General features: G+C 70.5%; 21 protein-coding genes. 11 read left to right on the top strand and 10 right to left on the bottom strand.

Annotated features, from left to right (window positions below; all coding sequences use genetic code 11):
• Positions 1-51 precede the first annotated feature (51 nt).
• The 4 genes from ACZK5D_RS08740 to ACZK5D_RS08725 all read left to right on the top strand — a co-directional run bounded on the left by ACZK5D_RS08740 (position 52) and on the right by ACZK5D_RS08725 (position 3,097).
• Positions 52-756: a type IV toxin-antitoxin system AbiEi family antitoxin domain-containing protein gene (locus ACZK5D_RS08740; protein ID WP_463664988.1), complete on the top strand. Its 705-nt coding sequence runs from the start codon at positions 52-54 to the stop codon at positions 754-756.
• Positions 753-1,409: a nucleotidyl transferase AbiEii/AbiGii toxin family protein gene (locus ACZK5D_RS08735; RefSeq protein ID WP_463664987.1), complete on the top strand. Its 657-nt coding sequence runs from the start codon at positions 753-755 to the stop codon at positions 1,407-1,409. The genes ACZK5D_RS08740 and ACZK5D_RS08735 overlap by 4 nt, the downstream gene beginning before the upstream one ends.
• A 410-nt stretch (positions 1,410-1,819) precedes the next feature.
• On the top strand, positions 1,820-2,386 hold the full coding sequence (locus ACZK5D_RS08730; RefSeq protein ID WP_458994378.1) for a hypothetical protein: 567 nt from the start codon (positions 1,820-1,822) through the stop codon (positions 2,384-2,386).
• A gap of 213 nt (positions 2,387-2,599) precedes the next feature.
• Positions 2,600-3,097: a UPF0158 family protein gene (locus ACZK5D_RS08725; RefSeq protein ID WP_458994377.1), complete on the top strand. Its 498-nt coding sequence runs from the start codon at positions 2,600-2,602 to the stop codon at positions 3,095-3,097.
• Positions 3,098-3,409: 312 nt separating this feature from the next.
• Here the strand turns inward: ACZK5D_RS08725 and ACZK5D_RS08720 are convergent, their stop codons facing one another.
• From ACZK5D_RS08720 to ACZK5D_RS08690, 7 genes are all read right to left on the bottom strand, one after another.
• On the bottom strand, positions 3,410-5,521 hold the full coding sequence (locus tag ACZK5D_RS08720; RefSeq protein WP_463664986.1) for a nuclease-related domain-containing DEAD/DEAH box helicase: 2,112 nt from the start codon (positions 5,519-5,521) through the stop codon (positions 3,410-3,412).
• Positions 5,522-6,098: 577 nt separating this feature from the next.
• Positions 6,099-6,854: a DUF2705 family protein gene (locus ACZK5D_RS08715; RefSeq protein WP_463664985.1), complete on the bottom strand. Its 756-nt coding sequence runs from the start codon at positions 6,852-6,854 to the stop codon at positions 6,099-6,101.
• A gap of 73 nt (positions 6,855-6,927) precedes the next feature.
• Positions 6,928-7,860 carry an ABC transporter ATP-binding protein gene (locus ACZK5D_RS08710; RefSeq protein ID WP_463664984.1) on the bottom strand — a complete coding sequence of 311 codons (933 nt, stop codon included), beginning with the start codon at positions 7,858-7,860 and terminating at the stop codon, positions 6,928-6,930.
• Complete coding sequence (locus ACZK5D_RS08705) at positions 7,857-8,192, bottom strand: PLD nuclease N-terminal domain-containing protein (protein WP_463664983.1); 336 nt, start codon at positions 8,190-8,192, stop codon at positions 7,857-7,859. Before ACZK5D_RS08705 ends, ACZK5D_RS08710 begins: the two co-directional genes overlap by 4 nt.
• A gap of 393 nt (positions 8,193-8,585) precedes the next feature.
• A complete protein-coding gene (locus ACZK5D_RS08700) occupies positions 8,586-8,768 on the bottom strand; it encodes a hypothetical protein (protein ID WP_463664982.1) in 183 nt (60 codons plus the stop codon).
• A complete protein-coding gene (locus ACZK5D_RS08695; protein WP_463664981.1) occupies positions 8,765-9,565 on the bottom strand; it encodes a GAF domain-containing protein in 801 nt (266 codons plus the stop codon). The genes ACZK5D_RS08700 and ACZK5D_RS08695 overlap by 4 nt, the downstream gene beginning before the upstream one ends.
• Before the next feature lie 50 nt (positions 9,566-9,615).
• Positions 9,616-11,385 carry a DEDD exonuclease domain-containing protein gene (locus ACZK5D_RS08690; RefSeq protein WP_463664980.1) on the bottom strand — a complete coding sequence of 590 codons (1,770 nt, stop codon included), beginning with the start codon at positions 11,383-11,385 and terminating at the stop codon, positions 9,616-9,618.
• Positions 11,386-11,642: 257 nt separating this feature from the next.
• On the opposite strand from ACZK5D_RS08690, the gene ACZK5D_RS08685 reads away from it, so the two are divergent.
• Positions 11,643-11,846, top strand: a complete 204-nt coding sequence (locus ACZK5D_RS08685) for a hypothetical protein (RefSeq protein WP_463664979.1) — start codon at positions 11,643-11,645, stop codon at positions 11,844-11,846.
• Between the two features lie 156 nt (positions 11,847-12,002).
• Positions 12,003-13,097, top strand: coding sequence for a C40 family peptidase (locus ACZK5D_RS08680; protein ID WP_463664978.1), 1,095 nt, complete (start codon positions 12,003-12,005; stop codon positions 13,095-13,097).
• A 205-nt stretch (positions 13,098-13,302) separates the two neighbouring features.
• Here the strand turns inward: ACZK5D_RS08680 and ACZK5D_RS08675 are convergent, their stop codons facing one another.
• Entirely contained in the window at positions 13,303-14,085 is a 783-nt protein-coding gene (locus tag ACZK5D_RS08675; RefSeq protein WP_463664977.1) for an alpha/beta hydrolase, read from the bottom strand.
• 487 nt (positions 14,086-14,572) lie between these two features.
• On the opposite strand from ACZK5D_RS08675, the gene ACZK5D_RS08670 reads away from it, so the two are divergent.
• The 5 genes from ACZK5D_RS08670 to ACZK5D_RS08650 all read left to right on the top strand — a co-directional run bounded on the left by ACZK5D_RS08670 (position 14,573) and on the right by ACZK5D_RS08650 (position 19,883).
• Positions 14,573-15,334 carry a lysophospholipid acyltransferase family protein gene (locus ACZK5D_RS08670; RefSeq protein WP_463664976.1) on the top strand — a complete coding sequence of 254 codons (762 nt, stop codon included), beginning with the start codon at positions 14,573-14,575 and terminating at the stop codon, positions 15,332-15,334.
• A complete protein-coding gene (locus tag ACZK5D_RS08665; protein WP_463664975.1) occupies positions 15,327-16,526 on the top strand; it encodes an ATP-binding protein in 1,200 nt (399 codons plus the stop codon). The genes ACZK5D_RS08670 and ACZK5D_RS08665 overlap by 8 nt, the downstream gene beginning before the upstream one ends.
• Positions 16,523-17,200, top strand: a complete 678-nt coding sequence (locus ACZK5D_RS08660; protein WP_463664974.1) for a response regulator — start codon at positions 16,523-16,525, stop codon at positions 17,198-17,200. The genes ACZK5D_RS08665 and ACZK5D_RS08660 overlap by 4 nt, the downstream gene beginning before the upstream one ends.
• Before the next feature lie 272 nt (positions 17,201-17,472).
• Positions 17,473-18,858, top strand: a complete 1,386-nt coding sequence (locus ACZK5D_RS08655) for a class II 3-deoxy-7-phosphoheptulonate synthase (RefSeq protein WP_463664973.1) — start codon at positions 17,473-17,475, stop codon at positions 18,856-18,858.
• Positions 18,855-19,883 (top strand): threonine aldolase family protein, encoded by a 1,029-nt coding sequence (locus tag ACZK5D_RS08650; RefSeq protein WP_463664972.1) that lies wholly within the window; start codon positions 18,855-18,857, stop codon positions 19,881-19,883. The genes ACZK5D_RS08655 and ACZK5D_RS08650 overlap by 4 nt, the downstream gene beginning before the upstream one ends.
• Positions 19,884-20,107: 224 nt before the next feature.
• Here ACZK5D_RS08650 and ACZK5D_RS08645 read toward each other — a convergent pair whose 3' ends face one another.
• Both ACZK5D_RS08645 and ACZK5D_RS08640 read right to left on the bottom strand, forming a co-directional pair.
• Positions 20,108-21,313, bottom strand: coding sequence for a hypothetical protein (locus ACZK5D_RS08645; RefSeq protein ID WP_463664971.1), 1,206 nt, complete (start codon positions 21,311-21,313; stop codon positions 20,108-20,110).
• A 140-nt stretch (positions 21,314-21,453) separates the two neighbouring features.
• Positions 21,454-22,350, bottom strand: coding sequence for a DMT family transporter (locus ACZK5D_RS08640; protein WP_463664970.1), 897 nt, complete (start codon positions 22,348-22,350; stop codon positions 21,454-21,456).
• Positions 22,351-22,364: the final 14 nt, after the last annotated feature.

The raw sequence follows: 22,364 nt of genomic DNA, 5'->3' as shown, positions 1-22,364 counted from the left end.
ATACTGCAAAAGTATCTCTGGTAAGTAGTATTGCAGCAAGAGGGGGGACCCGTGAGCGTCGCGCTGGATCTCGCGGATATCGCCGCTGAACAGTGGGGGCTGCTGACCAGCGCGCAGGCCCGAGCCGCAGGAGTGTCCGCGCAGAGCCTGGCCCGGTACGCCAACCAAGGCCTGCTCGAGAGGCTCAGCCACGGCGTGTACAGGACCAGCGGTGCGCCTCCGACGCCCCTGGATGGCCTACGCGCTGCGTGGCTCACTCTCGATCCGGCCCGGCGCAGAGTTGATCGTGTGCGTGAGCAGAGCCCTGCGGTCGTCTCGCACCGCTCCGCGGCTCTCGTTCACCGGCTGGGGGACCTTGAGGCCGATGAGTTCGAGTTCACCACCCCCATCCGCAAGCAGACAAGGCGTCCTAGCGTCCGCCTGCATCGAGCGCAACTGCAAGCGGACGACTGGACGGTCGTGGATGGGCTCCCGGTCACGACTGTGACGCGCACGATTGATGACCTTGCCTACGACCGGATCGACGGCGGGCACCTCGCAGGCGTCGTCCGCGATGCGATGACGCGGCACATGGTCGACGACCAGAAGCTGGTTGCCGTGCTCCGCAGGTATGCGCATCTCTACGGTGCCCCACTGGGTGACGGGTCGGCACTTCTCCGCCGGCTCATGCAGGAGTCGGGTGTCGCTGAAACCTTGGCAGCAGTCGTCCGGTTCGCGACGCTGAACCCAAGTCCGCCAATGGACGCGCTCAAGTGAACTGGGGCGCCTCGGTGGGGGCGATCAACGGATCCGAACACTACGCGACTGCGAACGCGTTTCGGCGAGCCCTCGATGATCGTTTGAAGACACAGTCGAAGATCCGTGGCCGCTCACTGGAGGAGGTGCGGCGGGAATTCCTCTTTCAGCGTTTCCTCGCTCTGGTGTTCTCCCCTCCCGGCGGGCAGTGGGTGCTGAAGGGTGGCGCGAGTCTGCTGATGCGACTAAGCGAAGCCCGGTTCTCCAGAGACCTGGACCTGCTCCACCTCGGCGAGCTGTCCGTGACCGACGCCATCGACGAGCTCAGGGGCCTGACCCGGCCCCGCGACGGCGACCACCTGACGTTCGTGATCGGACAGAGGGTGACCACAAGCCGCACAAACCCTGTAGCGCAGATCCACGCCGACGCCTATATCGGAGCGGAGTACGGGAGCTTCCCCATCGACCTCGCGCGTGAGCTGCACATCATCGCGGCGCCGGAGTGGGTCCGCCCCGTCCCTGTGGTGGAGATTCCAGGACTGAGCGAACCGCCACACGTTCTGGTCTACCCGCTTCCGGACCAGGTCGCCGACAAGCTCTGCGCGATGTACGAACTTTACGGGCACTCAGCCAGCCGTCTTCTCGCTATCGCGACCTCGTCGATCTCGCCCTGATCGTCGCAAGCTGTGAGCTCGAGGCGGAGCCCTTGGTGCTAGCGCTGAGGTCCGAGAGCAGGCGGCGCCGCCTGCAGCTCCCTGACCAGCTGATCTCGCCAGGACCGGGGTGGGCTACTGGCTACCTGGCGTACGCCCGCAGGACCCGGATCGACAACTCGCTCCGCACGCTCGACTCAGCACTCAAGTTCGCGGGGGCTTGCCTCAACCCCCTCCTCAAGGGTGTCCGCGTGACGGGCAGGTGGAGTCCCAGATCAGGGTGGGCTGATTGAAGCCGCCGGACGTCGGCGCCGGGAACCGGGTCAGCTTGCATGACTCCATTAGGTTCAACGCCCATCAGACTGGCTAATGTTGAGCACGCTCCGCAGTGCTGTCGCCGCGCTGTGCCTGTTGACCAGAAAGTGGCCCCGATGTTCGGAATCCTCGCGCTCGCCGTCCTCATCTTCATGAGCGTGGTGGCACCTCTCGACGGGGGAGCCATCTCGATGCCGGTGGCCACGGTCACCGTCACGGCGACGCCGGGTGTCGCGCCGTCGTCGGCGGGGGCCACCGAACCTCCGGGCGTGGAGGAGGGCTTCGATGAGCACGGCAACTACGTGGGGCACCCGTTCGGCAGCCAGGTCGAGCTGGCGGTCGACGAGTTGGTCACCGTCGACGCGCCGGAGGAGTTCACGCCGAGCGAGTACGCGGATGTGGCAGGGGGCTACGACGCGTACGTCCGGGTGAAGGTGACGGTGGAGAATCGCGGCTCCGAGCCGCTGAGCACCGCGGACCTGTACTTCTCCGCCACCACCGGCAACCGCGCGGCCTCCGAGATCTACGACATCGATCAGTCGATCGGCGACCCGTTCGTGATGGTGATGCCTGGACGGTCGCTGGAGTACTACCTGGGCTTCGCGATCTACACCGACGGCCCGCTGTCGGTCACGGTGGAGGACCTCATGGCGGAGACGTACACCGTCTTCGCGGATCGCTGACCCCCCGGCCAAACCCGCTGGCTGAGGTGCCGCGTAGCGGCCTCGAAGCTGAAGAACGTGAGCTTGTCAGGTTACGTTTCTGAGGCTTCGAGGCTCGTCGCTGCGCTCCTCGCACCTCAGCCAGCGAGGGGCGGCACTTCAGGGGTGAGGAGGCGGCCCAGACCCACTCGACCGGGCTACGCTGGAGCGAGGCAACTAAGTGCGGAGTGAAACATGGCTGTGCGAATCGCCGAGGTGGCAGAGGCCCTGACGATGGGCAATGACTGCCGCAGTTACTACGACCGGCAGGCCGACGAGTTGGTATGGGCCTTCGTGGACGAACTCTCCGCCGCGGAAGACCTCCCCGAGGACGCCGACCTGGAGGAAGCCGACCTGGAGGAAGCCGCCCGCTACACGACCAGCGGCTCTGTGTTGTCCCTCAAGCTCGCACGCGTGATCGTCGAGGACACCGCCGACCGGTTCGTGCCCCTACCGTCGCAGTACGAGGTTCACGAGCACTCCGTCATGGAGGACTTCACCATGACCCTCCCCGAGTCCCGGCTGCGGGAACACCTGTGGAACGGCCTGCACCGCGCCGGCGCGTTCCGACGGTTCAAGGATCTCGTCCACAGCCACGACATAGCCGACGCCTGGTACCGCTACCGCGACGAGGAGTTCACCCGGATCGCCCGCAAGTGGGCGGACGAGTACGACATCCCTCTCGCCGAGTAGCCCCGGTTGCGCGCATTGGGAGGGTCCATGGGCACGCGTGGGTTGGTTTCGACACGGGCGCGCGTCGCTTCGCTCCTTCGGCCCGGCTCAACCCAAGTCGACGCGGGCGCGCGTCGCTTCGCTCCTTGCGGCCCGGCTCAACCAGCGGGGAAACGGGCCCGGCTCAACCAGCGGGGAAACGGGCCCGGTCAGCCAGCGTTCCGCTGGGTGAGCCGGTCGGGCGCGAAGCGCCACCGACCGCGTCGAAGCCTCCGTTACCCGGTTCATGGACGCCACCCAGGTCCACAGGCGTGGCGGGGCGGGCGCGTCTGATCAGTCGGAGATGCCGACCCAGAGGCCGTCGCGGGCCCTCGTCATCGCCACGTACAGCTCGCGGCGGGTGAGGTCCCAGCGTTCGCGGGCGGCGTCGTCGCTCGGCGGGTCGGTCACGGTGTGCTCGCGGCGGATGTCCGGGATGAGCACCTGCTTGAACTCCAGCCCCTTGGCGCGCTTGATGGTGCCCACCTTCACCGCCTCGACCGGGACGCCGTCGTACTTCTCGAGGTCGACGACGGGGAGACCGACCTCCTCCAGCGCGCGGGTCACGTCGCGGACCGCCCACCTCGCGATGCACAGCACCGCGACGTCGCCGACGGTGGTGCCGATGTCCGTGGTCACGCTGCGGATGCGCTCGACGATCGCCCGGTTGAGCTCACGGCGGCTGCCGCAGCGCGCGATCACCGGGTCCGCCCCGGCGCGCGGGATGCTCGACGGCACGTCGCCGCGGGCCAGCACGCCCTCGATGTCGGCGTACTCGTCGCCCGCCACGAGGCGTTGGGCGAAGTGCACGATCTGGGCGGTGTTGCGGTAGTTGATGTCGAGGACGACGCCGCGGCCCGCGACGGAGATCCCCGCCTCGCCCAGGGTGTAGCCGCCGGGGTAGATCGACTGCTGGCCGTCGCCGATCAGCGTGAACCCGTCGGGCTCGTTGCCGACGAGCAGGTGCAGCATGCGGATCATGGCGCAGGACAGGTCCTGGGCCTCGTCGACGATGACCGCCGAGTACTCGCCGGTCATGGGTTCCCGGCGGAGCTCGGCCTCGGCGAGGAGGATCAGGTCTGCGTAGTCGATGATCCCGCGACGGCGCAGCTCGGCGTCGTAGGCCTCGTGCAGCCGCCAGACGGCCTCGCGCCCGGACAGTTGCAGCGTGCGGCGGCGCCCGGTGCGCGAGAGATCGGCATAGTCCTCGAACCGGGTGATGCCTCGGCCCTTGAGCACGTGCTCGATCTCCTCCTCCCAGTACCGCCGGTCCTGCGAGGTGCCGAGGACGGACGAGGCGCCGACGCGCTGCCACGCCGCATCGAACGCCTCACGGGCTTTGGCCGGCTCGATGCGGTGGGGAACCCCGCGCTCCCGCAGCACCCTGCGGGCGAACGCGTGGGTGCCGACGAAGTCGACCCGGTCGACCGCCTCCGGCGCCAGCCGTCGCAACAGCTCGCCGAGCACGTCGGGCAGCGTGCGGACGTAGGTGGTCACCAGGATTCGTCCGGGTTGGGAGCGTGCGAGGTGGGCGGCGCGGTGGAGGCCCACGACAGTCTTGCCGGTGCCCGCCGGGCCGCGGATGCGCGACGGGCCGGGGAAGGAGCGCCGGACCAGCTTCGCCTGCTGCGGGTGGAGGAAGGACATCCACTCCTCGATCGGCTTCGCCAGCACGCCCGCCAGGAGGGCATCGTTGATCTCCTCCGGGCTGAGCAGCGCGTCCTGCTGGGCGGCTCGCTCGGGCGTGGGGTGCGCGGCGACGGCGACGCTCGGCGCGGCGGGCACCACCGGCTCGGGGATGGTGACGGTGACCGGAGCGGGTGCGGTGGCCTGGGGGAAGAGGGTGAGGGCGCGGCCCAGGACGGTGTCGACCTGCGTGGGCGTCAGCCGGGAGCCGTGGCCGGCAATGGCGCGCAGGGCGTCGCGCTCGCCGACGATGCGGATCCCGCCCACCGTCGCGTCCAGCCCGCCGCGGCCGGCGAGGACGACGAGGGAGCGCACCTCCCCGGGCGCGAGCCCGACCTCAGCCAGATCCGCCTGCGTCACGTCGACGAGGTCGTCGAGCGCGAGGAGTTCGTCGGTCACGTCGTCGTCGCCGCGCCGGACGCGCCCGTTGTCGACGCTGACCTCCTTCCACGCCTTGGTGTCGACGATGAACACGCCACCCGGGCCCACGACGACGAGGTCCACCTGGGAGCGGCGGGTGCCGGGCCAGCGGCGGTCGGGGAGGAGGAAGTAGCCGAGCCCGGAGAGGGGAGCGAGGGTGCGGGCGGTCTGGCGCTCGGTGGTCTCGGCTATCCCGAAGCGGCCGGCTGCCGCTCGGGCCTCGGCGGCGGCCTTCTCGTGGGCGTCGGCGAGGGCGAGTTGGCGTCGGGACTCGGCGCCGGCGGAGTCACCGGCGACCATGCCGGTTCTCTGTGGTGGCGCGTCGCTGGGTCACGTGAGGCCTTCGTCGGTGGGCTGAGTCCCGCTCATTCTTGCAGCCGTGGCGTGCAGATCGGTTGGCGGGGCGGCGGGCCGCGTGGGCTGGGCCTTCGCACAGCGTGAGCCGGGCCCCCACTGCCGCAGCGTGGGCTGGGCCCCACTTCGCACAGCGTGGGCTGGGCCCCACTTCGCACAGCGTGGGCTGGGCCCCCACTGCCGCAGCGTGGGCTGGGCCCCCACTGCCGCAGCGTGGGCTGGGCCCCCTCTTCGCATAGCGTGGGTGGCTGGGTCCCTACTTCGCACATCGTGAGCCGCTTTGCATACTCAATTGAGTATGCAAAGCCAGCTCACGTGTGCGAGCTCGTGGTCGACGGTATGCGAGGAGACCTACGGTGTGCGAGGTCGCGGCCGAAGGTATGCGAGGAGGCCTGCGGTGTGCGAGGTCGCGGGCGACGGTGTGCGAGGAGGCCTGCGGTGTGCGAGGTCGCGGGCGACGGTGTGCGAGGAGGCCTACGGTGTGCGAGGTCGAGCCCGGCAGCTGGGGAGGAACCGGGGGGAGTCAGAGCTCGCGGCGCTCGAAGACCCGCACGGCCGCCCACACCAGCACCACCGCCAGGGCCGCCGTCGTCACCGCCGGCCACAGCAGGTCGACCTCGGCGTCGGCGCCCAGGGCCACCGGGGCGTTGATCATCCCCGCGGGCGTCCAGCGCAGCATCGGGCCCCAGATGCCCGAGAGCATCAGCAGGAAGAAGAAGCCCAGCCCGATCCCCGCCGCGCCGGCGCCCGAGTCCACGGCCGCGGAGCCGAGCAGCACCACCGCCACCAGCAGCAGCGCGAACAACAGCCACGCCGCCGTCGCCGCCAGTAGCGGACCGATGGGCGCGTCGGGGAACCAGATCAGCGTCACACCCCAGGTGACCAGCATCGCGACCGCCGTCGCGCCCACCAGCAGCACCGCCGTCGAGATGAACTTCGACAGCACGAATCCCGCCCGCGACACCGGCTTCGTCAACACCATGATCGCCGTGCCCGCGCGCTTCTCGCCCGAGATTGCGCTGCCCAGCATGATGATCAGCGCGAACGTGACCAGCTGGCTCAGGTTCTTCGTCCACTGCGCGTAGGAGTCCACCCAGGTTGGGTCTGGCATCAGGCCCTCGAAGATGTCGCCGCCCAGCGTGGAGAGCAGCTCGGCCGTGTAGGCGGCCGTCGGCGGCCCGGTGACCGCGGAGAACAGCAGGATCCCGGGCAGCACCCAGATCCGCCACGTGCGCACGATCTCCAGCAGGTCCTTCGCCAGGAAGGCTCTGAGGCTCATCGGTTCACTCCAACCGGGTCCACGATGAGCTCCGTGAGCTCAAGCAGGTCCGGCTCCCAGAACGCCCTGAGGCTCATCGGTTCACCCCCACCAGGTCCACGAAGACCTCCTCGAGCGACACTTCGAGCTCGTCGAACCGACGCAGCCCCAACCCGAGCCCGGCCACCAGGCCCGGGAGGGCCTGCCGGGCGGCGTCGAGGTCGTTGACCACCACGTCGATCGCCTGATCGTCCCTTGCCACCGGCGTGTGCCGCACCGCCCACGGCTCCGCCTCGACGGCGGCGATCAGCGCCGCGACCCCGCTCGTCACGGCGATCCGCACCGTCGTCGAGCCCCCGTGGGAGCGACGGATGTCGTCAACGGAGCCCTGCACGACAAGCCGGCCACGGTCCAGGACCGCCACGCGGTCGCAGATCCGCTCCACGTCGCCGAGGAGGTGGCTGGAGAACAGGACCGTGGTGCGGCCGCGCAGCGACGCGATCATCTGCAGCACGTCGGCGCGCCCGAGCGGGTCCAGGGCCGACGTCGGCTCGTCGAGGATCAGCAGGTCAGGGGCATTGATGAGTGCCTGCGCGATCCCGAGGCGCTGCTTCATCCCCCGCGAGTAGCCGCCCACCGGGTTGCGGTTGCCGGCGAGCCCGGCCATGTCCAGGAGGGCCTCCGTGCGCTGCTCGAGCTGGGTCGAGGGGATCCCGAACAGGGAGCCCGCGAAGCGCATGAACTCCTCGCCGGTCATCCACGGGTAGAAGCCGGGCACGTCGGGCAGGAAGCCGACCCGGGCGTGGACGGCGTCGCGCTCGGTGGTGGTGTCGCGGCCGAAGATCTGCGCCGTGCCCGCGTTGGGGCGCGCCAGCCCGAGCAGGATGCGCAGCATGGTGGTCTTGCCGGCGCCGTTGGGGCCGAGGAAGCCGAACACCGAGCCCTCCGGCACCGCCAGGGAGACGCCGTCGAGCGCGCGGACCGTGCCGTACTGCTTGGTGAGGCCGTGGGTCTCCACCACGTTCACTTGTCGCCCTCCCGGGGGCCATAGAGGAGGTTGGCGGTGTCGTCGGCGGTGCGGGTCGCGGCGTGGCGGGCGCCGGGCAGCGCCTCCGGTTCAGGGGCGACGGCGTAGCGCGCCTCGCTGCGCCGCGCCAGGAGGAACGCCACCGGCCCGATGATCTGCACGAAGAGGATGAGCACCAGCCAGACCCACTTGTTGGGTCGCGGCATCTGCGCGTCCGGCGTGCGGGCCCAGGAGACGACGCCCACGATCAGGAGCGCCAGCTCGACGACGAGGACGACGCCCAAGATGATCAGGAGCCAGACGGGGAGGTTGAGGATCTGGTTGAGAGGCATGGTGGGTTCCCTTCTGTCGGGCGGGGAGCCTGGGCGGGGCCCAACCCGCCGTTGCGCCTTCGCCAGTAGTCAACCGTAGTCCTGTGCGGCGGCGGGGGAGCGGCGACGCGGCGTGCCTCATGCCGTTTGCCAGGCGCTGGGCCGTCAGGGCTCGGCGACATGTACACGCCATCACCATGTCCGCAGAACATGTACAAATCGGGGCCCAAAATGTACTTGTCGCACTCACCGCCCCAGAGATTGTGGGGGCGGCGAGGGGCCCGCCCAACCCGTGCGCCATGTCGCTTTGGGAATGTCTTGCCCCGCGGTGGGGGTGACTCGCAGGATCAAGACCGCAACGCTGCGTCTTAGCGGTATGCGGTGACCGCCTCTGAGGCGTGCGTTCGGTGTTTCCTACTTGCGCTCGTCGCGGGCCTGGAAGCCCACGCGACGCCGTGAAGCGAAGTATCCTCGGCGGCTGGAGTCGAGGATGGTGCGAGCTTCTTTCATCGCTCGCTCGTAGTACGCCTGCGCTTCAGGTCCGCTGGCCGAGACACCGCGTTCGCGGTCGTCGTTGTTCATTCGTACATCAGTCATGATCCGCCCTCCTCCTCCATAACAGCGTAGGCCACTGACAAAGTCCGGGCGAGGAGCTCCAGAACAGTTTCGTCGATGCCTGTGAACACATCTGGAATCTCAGCATCGATGTTCAGCATGCCGTAGACCTCTCCGTTGACGCCGAGGATGCCGCAGGTGCTGAAGGTTGCGTACCTGTTGCTTCCATGTTCGAACCCCGGTGGCTGGTGCTGTGCCAGATTCGGATACGTTCTCGGCTTACCTGTGCGAGCGGTCCGCCAAGCCTCCTTATCGGCTGGCCCTCGCCCGCGCTCTGCGAACCGACGCTGGGACGGCTGCCCGGAGCTGAATCTGTCCAGTTTCGGCCGCAGGTAGCCGCTTGATGCTTCGAAGAGAACACCTCGCACCCGGACATCCGAAGGTCCGCAGATGTGGTCCGCGGCACTGATGATCGCCTCTTCGACGGATGCCAAGTGTTCCCGGGTCGGCTGTCCGACCTGTCGGGCCAGCCGCATCAGGATCGGCAGATAGTAGAACTGGACCAAGGCGATGAGTTCCTCGGCAGTGGCCCGCTCGTACTCGCGCGTCCACTTGGAACGTAGGCTCGGCAGGCCAAGAACAGCCATGACGATCACCGCCGCCACCGCGATGGCCAGGACCGTGTACCACCCTGGGGGGATGCTCCCTAGATACGCGCCAAGCACTACCAAGCCCACGTTCAGCAGGACGATGATGGGCCAGTAGGGCCAGCCTGTGACCACACTCCTGAGGAAGTCACCAGCAGTTCGTGAGATTGGTGGGGTTGCGTTGGGTTGCACGGCGGCGAGTCTATTGCTCCGTTCTGCCAGGTCTGGGTTGGCCACTTCGGCTACGAGGCGAGGAGGTCCGCGACCCTCTTCTCCGCCGCGTCCTCCTCCAAGGGAAGGTGCGGGGCCGGGCCGAGGAGCTCGTCGGCCAGGGCGCCGTCGGGAAGGCCCGCGTGGAGGGGCCAGGCCCACTCGCCGTCGGTCTCGATGAGGCGGACCCCCGGCAGCTCCAGCCACGCCGCGATCCGCTCCGCCTCCTCCACGCTGCCCGCCGGCAGACCGCCGCGCGGGGGCAGCACCGTCTCCGCCGTGGCCACCGCCTCCTCGGCCGCCGCGCGGGCGCGGGCCGACAGCGCCGTCGTGGCGGCGGCGAGCTTGCCGTAGCGGATCACGTGGATGTCCCATCCGTGCGCCGACGGGATGGCCGCCACCAGCTGCCGGCACAGCGCCAGCGAGCGCAGGCGGTGGAAGCGCAGCGAGGTGCGGTAGTAGGCCGTGAGCCGGTCCGAGATGGTGCCTGCCTCCTCGAACCGCTCCTGCGCCACCAGCTTGCGCATCCGCACCCGCACGCTGCGCAGCACCGGGCGGACGTCGCCCAGCCAGCTGCTGGACACGGCCTGCGCGATGGCCGGGTACTCGGCGGCGCCGTCGCCCAGCTCGCAGGGCGCCACGCAGCGCTCCATCTCCGCCAGCGCGCACGACGGCGACGCCCTCCTCGCCGACAGGCGGGTGGTGCAGCGGCGCAGCCGGAAGGCGTCGTAGAGGGTGAGGGCCGCCTCGTCGGCCGCCTCGCGGTTGCGGAAGGGGCCGAAGTAGGTGCCGTCGTCGCGGACCTGCGTGACGATCGACAGCCGCGGGAACGCCTCGTCGGTGAGCTTCAACCAGCTCAGCTTCCGCTGGTTCTTGGAGCGACGGTTGTAGCGCGGCGCCAAGGACTCGATCATCCGCAGCTCCCGCACCTCCGCCTCCAGGTCCGTGGCGCAGGTGACGAACTCCACCCCGGTGGCCACCCGCACCATCTCGTGGATGCGGCCGCGCTTCTCCGCGGCGGAGAAGTAGGAGCGCACCCGACGGCGCAGGTTGGTGGACTTGCCCACGTAGAGCACCTCGCGCTTGGGCTCGCCGTCGGCGGTGACGGAATCGGTGAAGAAGAAGTAGACGCCGGCGCGCTCGGGGGCGCTCGCGGCCCAGGTGCGCTTGGCCCGCCGGTCCGGCGAGACCTGCAGCGCGAACTCCGTGAGGTCCTCCAGCGTGTGCACGCCTAGGCTGCCCACCCGCTCGAGGAGGCCGTGGAGGACGTCGACGGTGGCGCGCGCGTCGCTGAGGGCGCGGTGGTTGGGCTCCGTGGTGGCCCGGAAGTAGCGGGCCAGCGTGGCGAGCTTGCAGTTGGGCACCTCGTCGCGGAGGAGGGCGGTGCGGGCCAGTGCGACGGTGTCGACGACGGTGGGCCGCGGCCACGCCAGCCCCAGCTGCTCGTAGCCGCGGCGTAGGAAGCCGGTGTCGAAACGGGCGTTGTGCGCCACGATCACCGCGCCCGCGGCGAACTCCGCGAAGGCGGGCAGCACCTGCGACGGCGGGGGAGCGGTGGCCACCATCTGGTTGGTGATGCCGGTGAGGACCTGGATCATCGCCGGGATGGGGGCGGAGGGGCGCACCAGCGTCTGGAACTCGCCGATGACCTGCCCGCCCTGCACCTTCACCGCGCCCACCTCGGTGATCTCCGAGTCCGCCGCGCCGCCGGTGGTCTCGAGGTCCACCACCACGAAGGTGACCTGGGACAGGTGGACCCCGAGGTCCTCGAACGAGGGTTGGGCGGCGGAGATCTCGGGCATAGGAGAGACGCTAGAGGCGGCCTCCGACAGTTCCGCAGCCGGGGCCGGTCCGCGTTGCGGGCGCGGCTCGGGCATAGGCGGTGCGGTGGGTGTTCCTCCAGGCGGGCTCTCGCCGCCCCTGAGAGGTCGAGGGTGGGCCTGGAGGAACGATTGCCGCATGGGCGGGCGGCCGCCCGAGGTTCGGGCCGGGCAGGACGTGCTTGACACAGTGGTGTCGGCCTGGCGGAACTGTCGGAGGGGTGGGGAAGGGTGTGGGCATGGCTACTTTGCATGTCGACTGCACCACCTGCACCGTCCGCGGAGCCGCGTGCGCGGACTGCGTGATCTCCGTCCTCCTCGGCCCGCCCGAGGTGGGCTTCGAGGACTCGGAGCAGCGGGCGCTCATCGTCCTGGCCGACGCCGGCCTGGTCCCGCCGCTACGCCTCAACGCGCCCGACGACGGTGACCGCCGGGTGGTCTGACCCGGCTCGGCAGCCGTTGACCCCACCGTGCCGGGGCACTCACGGCCGCTCGGACACGTCTTGAGAGCGCCAGGGCACTAACTTTCGTGGACATTTTGAGAAGAGGCTGAGTCTCGCTTAAGATTCTCTCAGACTTGCCCAACGCTTGGAGTACACGTGAACCGAGTCCGCCTCATCCTCACCGGCATCACCGCCGCCGCCCTCGTCGCCACCATGGGCATCGCCGCCCAGGCTGACCCGGCCGCCGTCGAGAAGGCCCGCGAGGAACTGGCCCGGATCCATCAGGAGTCCTCGGCGCTGGACCAGGAGCTGATCGAAGCCCACGACCGCGCCCAGCAGGCCGAGGCCAAGCTCAAGACCATCACCGCAGACCTGCAGACGCAGGAGGCGAAGGTCGCCACCCTCGCCGACGAGATGGGCGACGTCGCCTCCCACCAGATGCGCAACGACTCGTTCTCCGTCACCGCGCAGCTGCTCACCAGCAGTGACTCGGACAACTTCCTCAGCGGCCTGGCCACCTACCAGAGCGAGCTCGACCGCTCCAACGCCGGCGTGCAGCAGCTCCAGCTGGACCAGGCCAAGCTCAACACCCTCCGTCAGGACGCCGCGGCCACCGAGGCCGTCGTCAAGAAGGAGGTCGAGGCCAAGACCGCCCTCGCCAAGGAGTTCGAGGCCAAGGAGGCCGAGGCGCAGCGCGTCTACGACCGCCTCTCCGAGGAGGAGCGGCAGCGCCTCGCGGCCATCGAGGCCGAGCGTGAGGCCGCCGCCGCAGCCGCCCAGGCCGCGGCCGAGGCCCGCACCGCCGCCGCTGCAAGCACCAGCCGCTCCCGCGAGACCACCTCCTCGTCGTCGTCGTCGACGCAGGCCGCGGCCCCCGTCGTCGACGGCAACACCTCGGACCGCGTGCAGGGCGCCATCAACGCCGCCATGGCCAAGGTGGGCAGCCGCTACGTGTGGGGCACCTCCGGCCCGAACACCTTCGACTGCTCCGGCCTCACCAGCTACGCCTACCGCCAGGTGGGGATCACCCTGTCGCGCTCGTCGAAGGCGCAGTACTCGGGCGCCGGGCGGAAGGTGTCGCTGTCGGAGATCAAGCCGGGCGACCTCGTCTTCTACTACAGCCCCGTCAGCCACGTCGCGCTCTACGTCGGCGGCGGGAAGATCGTCCACGCGGCCAACCCCCGCAGCGGCGTCAACGTCGCCGGCCTGAACTCGATGCCGATCACGGGCGTGCGCCGCGTCATCGGCTGAGTTCCCCAGAACCTCCACGAGGGCCATCCGCTGTGCGGGTGGCCCTCGTGTCATGTGCCCGAAGCGGGTGTCGGGGTCGGCCGCCATCCCCCGGCCTTGACCGGTTAAGACTGCTGGGCCGGGTTGCCCCTCATCGCTGGCCGAGGAGTCGCGCTGCCTCGAAGCCTGCGAAGGCACGCTGACAACGACGGCGGGCGGGATGAAGTCAGTGGACTGCGGAGATGAAGCGCCGCGACTCCGCCACGATGACGTCCGCGTCGTAATCCAACGTCGCCACGTGGTAGCTGCGGTCCAGCGAGGCGAAGCGCACGTCGCGGATCTCCCGGCGGATGATCTCGGCCGACAGGTCGTCGACGACGTGGTCCAGCGGGGAGCGCATCAGCAGCACCGGCGCCTCTATGCGCCGAAGGCCGGCGCGCGCCTCGCGCCACAGGTCGGTCATGGTGCCCAGGCTCTGGACCGAGAACTTGGGGTAGGCGGGCTCCACCGCGCCGGGGAGGGCGATGTCGGAGGCGATGCCGTTCTGCGCGGGGACGAACCCCCGGACCTTCGACGCGGCCTTGATCCGCCAGTCCCTCGTCGCCACCGCGGGATTGACCAGCAGCACCCCGGCGACGGTGTGGCGGGCGGCCAGGTGGAGGGCCAGCGCCCCGCCCATCGACAGGCCGGCCACGAAGACCTTCCTGTGCTGGGTGGCCAGCTCCAGGTAGGCGTCCTCGAGTGCGCCGAACCAGTCCCACCAGCGGGTGCGCGCCATGTCCTGCCACGTGGTGCCGTGCCCCGGGAGGCGGGGCGCGACGACGCGGGCGCCCGGGTACTCGTCGGCGGGGGTGGCCAGCGCCTCCGCCCACGGCCGGATGGACGCCACCGAGCCGGTGAAGCCGTGGCTCATCACCACGCCGATGTCGCCGTCGCCGATGTGGAGCGGGCGGGCCTCGGGCCAGACTGATGTCGCGGCGGGTCGGGAGAAGAGTGTCGAGAGGGACATGCACCGAGGATAGGCCGGATGTGGTCCAGCCCGATGGGAAGTGGGGCCGCCGGAGGGGCCCGTCACTGCTGGCGCGCCTGCCTTATCGTTTGGCGCCTGCGCTGTAGTGCAGGTCGATCGCAGTATGGCTGGCGCCGTCGAACCTTTGGCAGGCGTCTGGACGTAAGGCAGGCGCCGAGAGGCAAGGCAGGCGTGGGGACGTAGGGCAGGCTTCCGCAATTAGGGCAGGCGCGACGGTGGCGCCTGGCTTATCGTTTGGCGCCTGCGCTGTAGTGCAGGCGATTCGCAGTATGGCTGGCGCCGTCGAACGTAAGGCAGGCGTCTGGACGTAAGGCAGGCGTCGTGACGTAGGGCAGGCGTCGTGACGTAGGGCAGGCGCCGAGACGCAAGGCAGGCGCGACGGCGGCGAGGCCGACCGCCCGCGACGCGTACGCCGAGCTTCTCGGGACGAGGTCGACGGACCGGGCGCTGTCATAGACTGCCGCGCATGTGGTACCGCTTCTTCAAGACCCTCCTGGCCCACCCCCTGGTCAAGTACGGCTACGGCGCCAAGGTCATCGGGGCCGAGAACTTCCCCCGCACCGGCGGGGCCATCCTCGCCAGCAACCACATCGCCGCCCTCGACTCCCTCGTCGTCCCGGCCATGATGCCGCGACCCCTCACCTTCCCCGCCAAGGCCGAGCTCTTCGCCGGCCAGGGCGGATTCGGGGCCAAGGCCCTGGCCTGGTTCCTCACCGTGGTGGGCATGGTGCCCATGGACCGCAGCGGCGGCCGGGCCAGCGCCGACGCACTCGGCGCCATCTCCGACGTGCTGGCCGAGGGCCGCGTCGTCGCCATCTACCCCGAGGGCACCCGCTCGCCCGACGGCCGCCTGTACAAGGGAAAGACCGGCATGGCGCGCATCGCGCTGGCCAACGACGTGCCCGTGATCCCCGTGGGCGTCATCGGCACCAAGTCCCACAAGGGCCCCCTGGGCATCCCGTGGGCCAGGCGCCCCGTCGTCATCATCGGCAAGCCGCTGAACTTCTCCGAGTTCGCCCACGTGCCCGGCAACACCAAGGTGCTGCGCTGGGTCACCGACGAGGTGCTCGCGGCCATCCAGCGGCTCACCGGCCAGGAGTACGCGGACGTCTACGCCGCCCGCGTCAAGCACGGCGACCTCGCCGAGACGGGTTCTGACGCCTTCGTCGTGCCCCGCCCCGGCGGCGGTGAGAAGCCCCAGCTGGAGGCGAAGCAACCAGGTGAGTGAGTTCACCGTGCGGCTGCCGAGCTTCAGCTGGTTGCGCCCCACGCGCAGCGGCTTCCGCGACCCCACAGACCTCCTCGGCCGCGTCTACGCCGTCGCGGTGGTGGCGCGCTCGCTGCTCGGCCTGCACGCGGTGTTCGTCAACCTGTTCTTCGTGGTGCACTACACGGACCGGTCGCTGGGCGTGGTCGCGGCCACGGCGGTGCTGATCGCCTGGCACGTGTTCATCTCCTGGCGGCTGCGCGCGCCCGCCCACCGCACCTGGCAGGCGCACGTCGCGGACCTCGGCATGACGGTGGCCCTCATCCTCGTCACCGCGCTCACCGTCCCGCCCGGGGGGGCGCCGCTGTCGCTGGCCGGGTACTGGATCGGCGGGTGCGCCGCCTACGCGGCGATCTTCCTCGGCACGCGATGGGGGGTCGGCTTCGCCCTGGTCACCTCGGCCGCGCTGCTGGGCGTGCCGTCGCACTTCGAGCTGCAGCGCCTGGGCGCCGCGTTCGTCACCGTCATCCTCATCGCCTGCCTCGGGGTGCTCATCGAGCAGTTCCGCGCCACCCTCGCCGAGCGCGAGGAGGAGCGCGCCCGCGCCGGCGCGCTGGCCGAACGGGCCCGCCTCTCGCGGATCGTGCACGACGGCGCCCTCCAGGTGCTGGCGCTGGTGGAGCGGGAGGGCCCCACGCTGGGGGGTCGCGGGGTGCTGCTGGCGGAGCTGGCGCGCGAGTCCGAAGCGCAGCTGCGGGTGCTGCTGCAGGACCGCGAGATCGCCACGGTCGAGGACACCGAGCGGGTGGACCTCGCCGCCACACTCCACCGCTACGAGTCCGCCCGCACCACCGTCTCCACCATGGCGGGCGGGGCCATGGTGCCGCGGCAGCTGCGTGACGAGGTGGAGGCCGCCCTCGTCGAGATCCTCAAGAACGTCGAGGCCCACGCCGGCGACAACGTCCACACCTGGATCCTGCTGGACCAGGAGCGCCCGGACGAGGTGATCCTCTGGGTCCGCGACAACGGCGTCGGCATCACCCCCGACGAGGTGGTGCAGGCCGCGGAGGCCGGACGGATGGGCATCAAGGAGTCCATCGTCGGCCGGATGGGCACCCTCGGCGGCTCCGCGATGCTGAAGACCACCCCCGGCACCGGCACCGAATGGGAGCTGCGGATCCCGCTGGGGGCCGGGCAGGGAGGACGGCGATGACGCAGGCGACGGTGCCGGAGCGACGGCGGGTCATGATCGTCGACGACCACCCCATGTGGATCGACGCCCTCAGCGAGGACCTCACCGAGGTGGGCTTCGACATCGTGGCCGTGGCCAAGAGCGGCACCGAGTGCGTGACGCGGGCGCGGGCCGCCCGCCCGGACATCGTGGTGATGGACCTCAAGATCCCCGAGCCCGACGGCGCCACCTGCATCGAGATCCTCCTGCGCGACTTCCCGGACCTGCCCGTGCTCGTCATCTCCGCCTCCGGCGAGCGCGACGACGTGCTGCGCGCCATGAAGGCCGGCGCGAAGGGGTACCTGGTGAAGTCGGCGTCCAAGGAGGAGCTGATCGACGGCGTCCGCCGCACCGCCGCAGGAGACGCGGTGTTCACGCCGGGGCTCGCCGGCCTGGTGCTGGGGGAGTTCCGGCGCCTGGTCAGCGAGGCGAGGTTCCCCAACGAGGCGGGGCCGGCCCTGACGTCGCGGGAGGTTGAGGTGCTCCGACGCGTGGCGAAGGGAATGGCCTACCGGGAGATCGCCGACGAGCTGTTCGTCTCGCACCGCACGGTGCAGAACCACGTGGCGAGCGTGCTGAAGAAGCTCCAGTTGCACAACCGGGTGGAGCTGACGCTGTACGCCATCGACCAGGGCCTCCACGACCCCTCGGCGTGAGTCTGGCTAGGGGTGTCTGCTGGGTTCCGCGGCGGCTGAGGGGGACCGGCCTCGCCCATGGGCGCCCTCGGCACGCCCAAAACCGCCGGCGTGCCTCGCCCAACGCCCGACCCACCGCGACCGGTCCCCCTCATCCACCGCTCCGCGGACACGTCGCGTCCCCCCACCCAGCGGAATGCGCAACCAGCGGTGCTCGGGGTCGGGGGACCGCGGGAGTCCACCCGGGCACGCGGAGGCGGGGCGATTCCCTACGGTGCAGTAACCTACCGGGCATGACGAGCATCATCTCCCGGGAAGAACTACGCGCGCTGCCGATGGTCCAGCAGCCCACGTACCCGGACCAGGCCGTCCTCGACAAGACCATCGACGCGCTCGAGGCCCTGCCCCCGCTGGTGTTCGCCGGCGAGTGCGACGACCTGCGCGCCAAGATGGCCGACGTCGCCGCCGGGCGCGCCTTCCTCCTCCAAGGCGGCGACTGCGCCGAGACCTTCGACGCCGTCACCGCGCAGAACATCAAGTCCAAGCTGCTGGTCCAGCTGTCCATGGCCGTGGTGATGACCTACGCGGCGCAGGTCCCCGTCGTGAAGGTGGGGCGCATCGCCGGGCAGTACGCCAAGCCGCGCTCCAAGGACGACGAGACCCGCGGCGGCGTGTCGCTGCCGGCCTACCGCGGCGACGCCATCAACGGCTTCGACTTCACTCCCGAGGACCGCGCGCACGACCCGAAGCGCCTCCTGCAGGTCTACAACTCCTCGGCCGCGACCCTCAACCTGGTGCGCGCCTTCGTCAAGGGCGGCTTCGCCGACCTGCGCGGCGTCCACACCTGGAACGCCCAGTTCGTGCGCGACTCCGAGGTGGAGGCCGAGTACGAGGAGCTCGCCTCGGAGATCGACCGCGCGCTCGCGTTCATGGTGGCCTGCGGCGTCCACGACGACGCCCTCAACACCGTCGACTTCTACGCCTCCCACGAGGCGCTCCTCCTGGAGTACGAGCGCGCGCTCACCCGGGTGGACTCCCGCTCGCAGGAGCTCTACACCTGCTCCGGCCACATGCTGTGGATCGGGGAGCGCACCCGTCAGCTCGACGGCGCCCACGTGGAGCTGCTGCGCCGCGTGCAGAACCCGCTCGGCATCAAGCTCGGCCCCACCACGACCGCCGAGCAGGCCATCGCGCTCGCGGACCGGCTGGACCCGGACCGGATCCCCGGCCGCATCACCTTCATCACGCGCATGGGCGCGAAGAAAGTGCGCGACGTGCTGCCCGGCGTGATCGCGGGCGTCGAGGCCAGCGGCCGCAAGGTGGCCTGGGTGTGCGACCCCATGCACGGCAACACGTTCGAGGCCGCCAACGGCTACAAGACGCGGTCCTTCACCGACGTCGTCGACGAGGTCAACGGCTTCTTCGACGTGCACGAGCAGCTGGGCACCTGGCCCGGCGGCCTGCACGTGGAGCTCACCGGCGACGACGTCACCGAGTGCGTCGGCGGCGTGATGAACCTCGTCGAGGACGACCTGGCCAACCGCTACGAGACGGTGTGCGACCCCCGCCTCAACCGCAACCAGTCCCTGGAGCTGGCGTTCACCGTCGCCCAGCGGCTGCGCTCCAACCGGCTCGGGCGGGTGAACCCCGTCCAGGAGTACAAGGCCAAGGAGCTGTGATCGACCTCCGCTCCGACACGGTCACGCGGCCCAGCGCCGCGATGATCGCGGCCATGGCCGAGGCCCCCGTCGGCGACGACGTGTACGGCGAGGACCCGAGTGTCGCGGCGCTGGAGGCCAGGGTTGCGGCGCTGTTCGGCAAGGAGGCGGGGCTGTTCTGCGCGACGGGGTCGCTGTCGAACCTGCTCGGCGTCTGGCTGCACACCGAGCCCGGGCGTGAGGTGCTGTGCGACGCGTACGCGCACATCGCGCGCGCCGAGATGGGCGCCCACGGCGCCCTGCACGGGGTGACCATGCGGACGTGGGGGTCCTCCGCGGGCAAGCTTGTGGCCGACGACGCCCTCGCCATGGTGGCCGTCAACTGCCGGCCGTACCTGGTGGAGACCGCCTGCGTCGCGGTGGAGGACACCCACAACTTCGGCGGCGGCACGGTGCAGACGTTCGAGGAGCTCGTCGCGCTGAGCGAGGGCGCGCGGGCCCTGGGGGTCGCGACGCACCTCGACGGGGCGCGGCTGGCCAACGCCGTCGCGGTGACCGGCCGGCCGCTCAGCGACTACGGATCCCTGTTCGACACCGTCTCGTTCTGCCTCTCCAAGGGGCTCGGCGCCCCCGTCGGCTCTGTCCTGGTGGGCACGGCCGACGAGATGGCGCGGGCCCGCGTGCAGCGCAAGCGGCTGGGCGCCGGGTGGCGTCAGGCGGGGCTGCTCGCGGCGGCAGGACTGTACGCCGTCGAGCACAACATGGGGCGGATCGTGGAGGACCACCGGGCGGCGTCGTCGCTTGCCAGGGCCATCAACGAGGCCTGCCCCGGGGCGGTCGACGAGGCGGCCGTGGCGACCAACATCGTGATGATCCCCGTGGAGGGGGCACCCGGGGTCGCGGCGGGGCTGGCCGAGAAGGGCGTGCGGATCAGCGTGCTGGGGCCGTCGTCGCTGCGGGCCGTGACCCACATGGACGTCACCGAGGAGCAGTGCCGCGAGGCGGGGGCCATCATCGGCGCCGCCCTGGCCGCCGCGTCGGCCTGACCACCTCTCCCGCCGGCGCCTAACGGCGCCGCCTTCGCGGCCACCCCTGCCTGGCCTGCCCGCTCGGTGGTTGGGTGGGGGGGTTGAGCCAATGGATGGGTTCGCGGCGAGCCGCCCGCTTGAGCTGAGCGTGACCCGCTCCGCGAACCCATCCATTGGCTCAACCCCCATCCCAGCCGGCCACTCCCCGGGCGCCCCGTCACCGGGCTCCGAGGCGGCGGAGGTCAGGCGTCGTAGGCCAGCTCGGGGATGGGGCGCGGCCACGCGCCCAACTGCTGCCACACGAAGTCCGGCACCCGGGCGAAGAAGCCGTGCAGCAACCGGGAGGCGCGCTCGATGTCCGCCGGCTGCCAGTCGCCGCCGTCGCCCACCATGATCCGGTCCCCGGACACCGCGAACTTCGCCGCGCCGCAACCCATCAGGTACTCCATCTGCCGCTGGTGCATCACGTCCGACGCGAAGCGTGGATTGCCGGCGCGCACCTTGAAGCGCCGGTTGAACTCCTCCCACTCAAACTTCTGCACCCCGCCCAGCAGCCCCCAGTTCACCGACAGCTCCCCGAACGGGAACGTGGTGCGGAACTCGCACAGCTCCTCGCGGTGGTGTCGGGTCTCGGTGTGGGTGCGGCCCTCGGAGTCGGTGCGGGTGTGAGTGGTTTCCCAGTCGTGCCGCAGGCGCAGGAAGGGGAGGCCGTCGTTGTCGGAGAAGATGATGTCGCTGGCGCGGTGGTTGCGGCCGCCGCCGGTGTGTTCGAGGAGGTCGAGGTAGGAGTCGTCGCGGGGCACGTAGGTCCAGTCCGGCCGGCCGTAGAAGCTGAGCGACGGCGGGGGAGGCGGGGCCACGAAGGTCGCGGCAGGGGAGTCCAGGATCCGCGCGCGTGTCGCGGCCAGCTGCTCGACGGCGGCCGCCAGCCCGTCGGCCGCCTTGGGCGCGTCGATGAGGACCACGTGCGAGCCGTCGACGGTGACCCGGTAGGGGCCGGTGAGGGCAGGGCCGGCGGCGTCGAGCAGGGCACGCGCGTACGCGGGATCGCCCGCGGCCGCCGACACGTCGCCCGTCGTGATGGGCTGACCGAGGGCCAGCTGCGCGCCGGTGGCGTGGAACACCTCGGCCGGGGCGAGGGGCCGCGGCAGCGGCATGGTGACCACGTACCCGCCTGACCTCCAGTCCGAGCACCGGTACCTGAAGGCGGAGAACCCGGTGCCGTCCGAGGCGCGGCCGAGGATCTGGTCGTCGACATCGCGCTCGAACCCCAGGCCGAACGGCGGCACGTTCAAGCCGTAGGCCACGTCGATCGACGGCGAGCTGACGAACGTCCAGCCACGCCCCGTGAGCTCCTTGACGTACAGGTGCCGCCGGATGCCCCAGACGGCGCCCCCGACGGCGGCCAGAGCGACGACGGCGAACAGGATCCACACGATCTCGGACATGGGGGTGATTCTGGCAGGAGGAGGGGTCACGGGGGTGTTCGGCCCTCGGGTGGGTCTGCACTTTTCTACCCATACAGCGACATCTGCGGATATGTGCAGATGCCGCTGCATGGGTAGAAAGCTGCAGGGCGTGGGCCCGCTCAGCGGACGGACGCCGCCTCGGGGATCGCCGGGCCGCGACGGGGGAGCACCGCGAGGAGGAGGGCGCCCATCACGAGGGAGCCGCCGGCCAGCATCGTCATGGTGAACGGCTCGACCCCGAACCCCACGGCGAACACCGCCGCCCACAGCGGCTCGGTGCACATGATCACCGCCGCCGGGGTGGCCGCGACATGGCTCTGCCCCCAACTCTGCAGCAGCAGGGCCAGGGCCCCGCACACGATCCCCAGGTAGAGCAGCTGCCCCCACGAGACGGCATCGGTGGGGAGCGGCTCGCGCAGCCACGCCCACATGACGAGGCTGGCGGCGGTGCCGGCCGCGGCCTGCGCGAGGGTGAGGTGGATCACGTTGCGCCTGGTCACCTGCCGCCCCAGCAGCACGATGTGCACCGCGTAGATGGCGGCGCTCAGCAGCGTGAGCGAGCCGCCGACGGCGAAGTTGCTCGAGTCGCCGTCGTGGCCGGTTGCAAGCACCGAGATGCCGATCACCGTCAGGATCACCGCCGCCCAGGTCGAGGTGGGCTGCCGTTGGCGGAGGAAGACCGCCGTGATGAGGGCGGTGAAGATGACGTAGGTGGCCGTGAGGAAGCCGGTGGTCGACGGCGCGATGAGCCGCAGCCCGAGCGTCTGGGTGGCGAGGCCGGCGAAGAGCAGCAGCCCCAGCCCGGCGCCGGTCGTGGCCTCGCGGACGGGCATGCGGAGGTGTCGCGGGAAGAGGAGGGCCAGCGTGACGCCGGTGAGGATCAGCCGGAGCGCGACCACCCCCAGCGGCGACATCGTCGCGAACGCGCTCTTCGTCACCACGACGGTGGACCCCCACGCGACGGCGGCGGCCAGCAGCGCGGCCACCGGAAGCCAGGCGGTGCGGGGGAGAGTCACCGGGACACGCTACC

It is taken from the genome of Tessaracoccus yangjingae, assembly GCF_055326235.1.
The sequence above is the reverse complement of the archived record's forward strand: the minus strand, read 5'-3'. Positions and strand labels throughout refer to the sequence as shown.

Bases quoted from the DNA above. Each gene is read 5' to 3' on its own strand.
- ACZK5D_RS08730 (WP_458994378.1), top strand. From the start codon at position 1,820: ATGTTCGGAATCCTCGCGCTCGCCGTCCTCATCTTCATGAGCGTGGTG.
- ACZK5D_RS08725 (WP_458994377.1), top strand. From the start codon at position 2,600: ATGGCTGTGCGAATCGCCGAGGTGGCAGAGGCCCTGACGATGGGCAAT.
- ACZK5D_RS08720 (WP_463664986.1), bottom strand. From the start codon at position 5,521: ATGGTCGCCGGTGACTCCGCCGGCGCCGAGTCCCGACGCCAACTCGCC.
- ACZK5D_RS08715 (WP_463664985.1), bottom strand. From the start codon at position 6,854: ATGAGCCTCAGAGCCTTCCTGGCGAAGGACCTGCTGGAGATCGTGCGC.
- ACZK5D_RS08705 (WP_463664983.1), bottom strand. From the start codon at position 8,192: ATGCCTCTCAACCAGATCCTCAACCTCCCCGTCTGGCTCCTGATCATC.
- ACZK5D_RS08700 (WP_463664982.1), bottom strand. From the start codon at position 8,768: ATGACTGATGTACGAATGAACAACGACGACCGCGAACGCGGTGTCTCG.
- ACZK5D_RS08690 (WP_463664980.1), bottom strand. From the start codon at position 11,385: ATGCCCGAGATCTCCGCCGCCCAACCCTCGTTCGAGGACCTCGGGGTC.
- ACZK5D_RS08685 (WP_463664979.1), top strand. From the start codon at position 11,643: ATGGCTACTTTGCATGTCGACTGCACCACCTGCACCGTCCGCGGAGCC.
- ACZK5D_RS08675 (WP_463664977.1), bottom strand. From the start codon at position 14,085: ATGTCCCTCTCGACACTCTTCTCCCGACCCGCCGCGACATCAGTCTGG.
- ACZK5D_RS08670 (WP_463664976.1), top strand. From the start codon at position 14,573: ATGTGGTACCGCTTCTTCAAGACCCTCCTGGCCCACCCCCTGGTCAAG.
- ACZK5D_RS08660 (WP_463664974.1), top strand. From the start codon at position 16,523: ATGACGCAGGCGACGGTGCCGGAGCGACGGCGGGTCATGATCGTCGAC.
- ACZK5D_RS08655 (WP_463664973.1), top strand. From the start codon at position 17,473: ATGACGAGCATCATCTCCCGGGAAGAACTACGCGCGCTGCCGATGGTC.
- ACZK5D_RS08645 (WP_463664971.1), bottom strand. From the start codon at position 21,313: ATGTCCGAGATCGTGTGGATCCTGTTCGCCGTCGTCGCTCTGGCCGCC.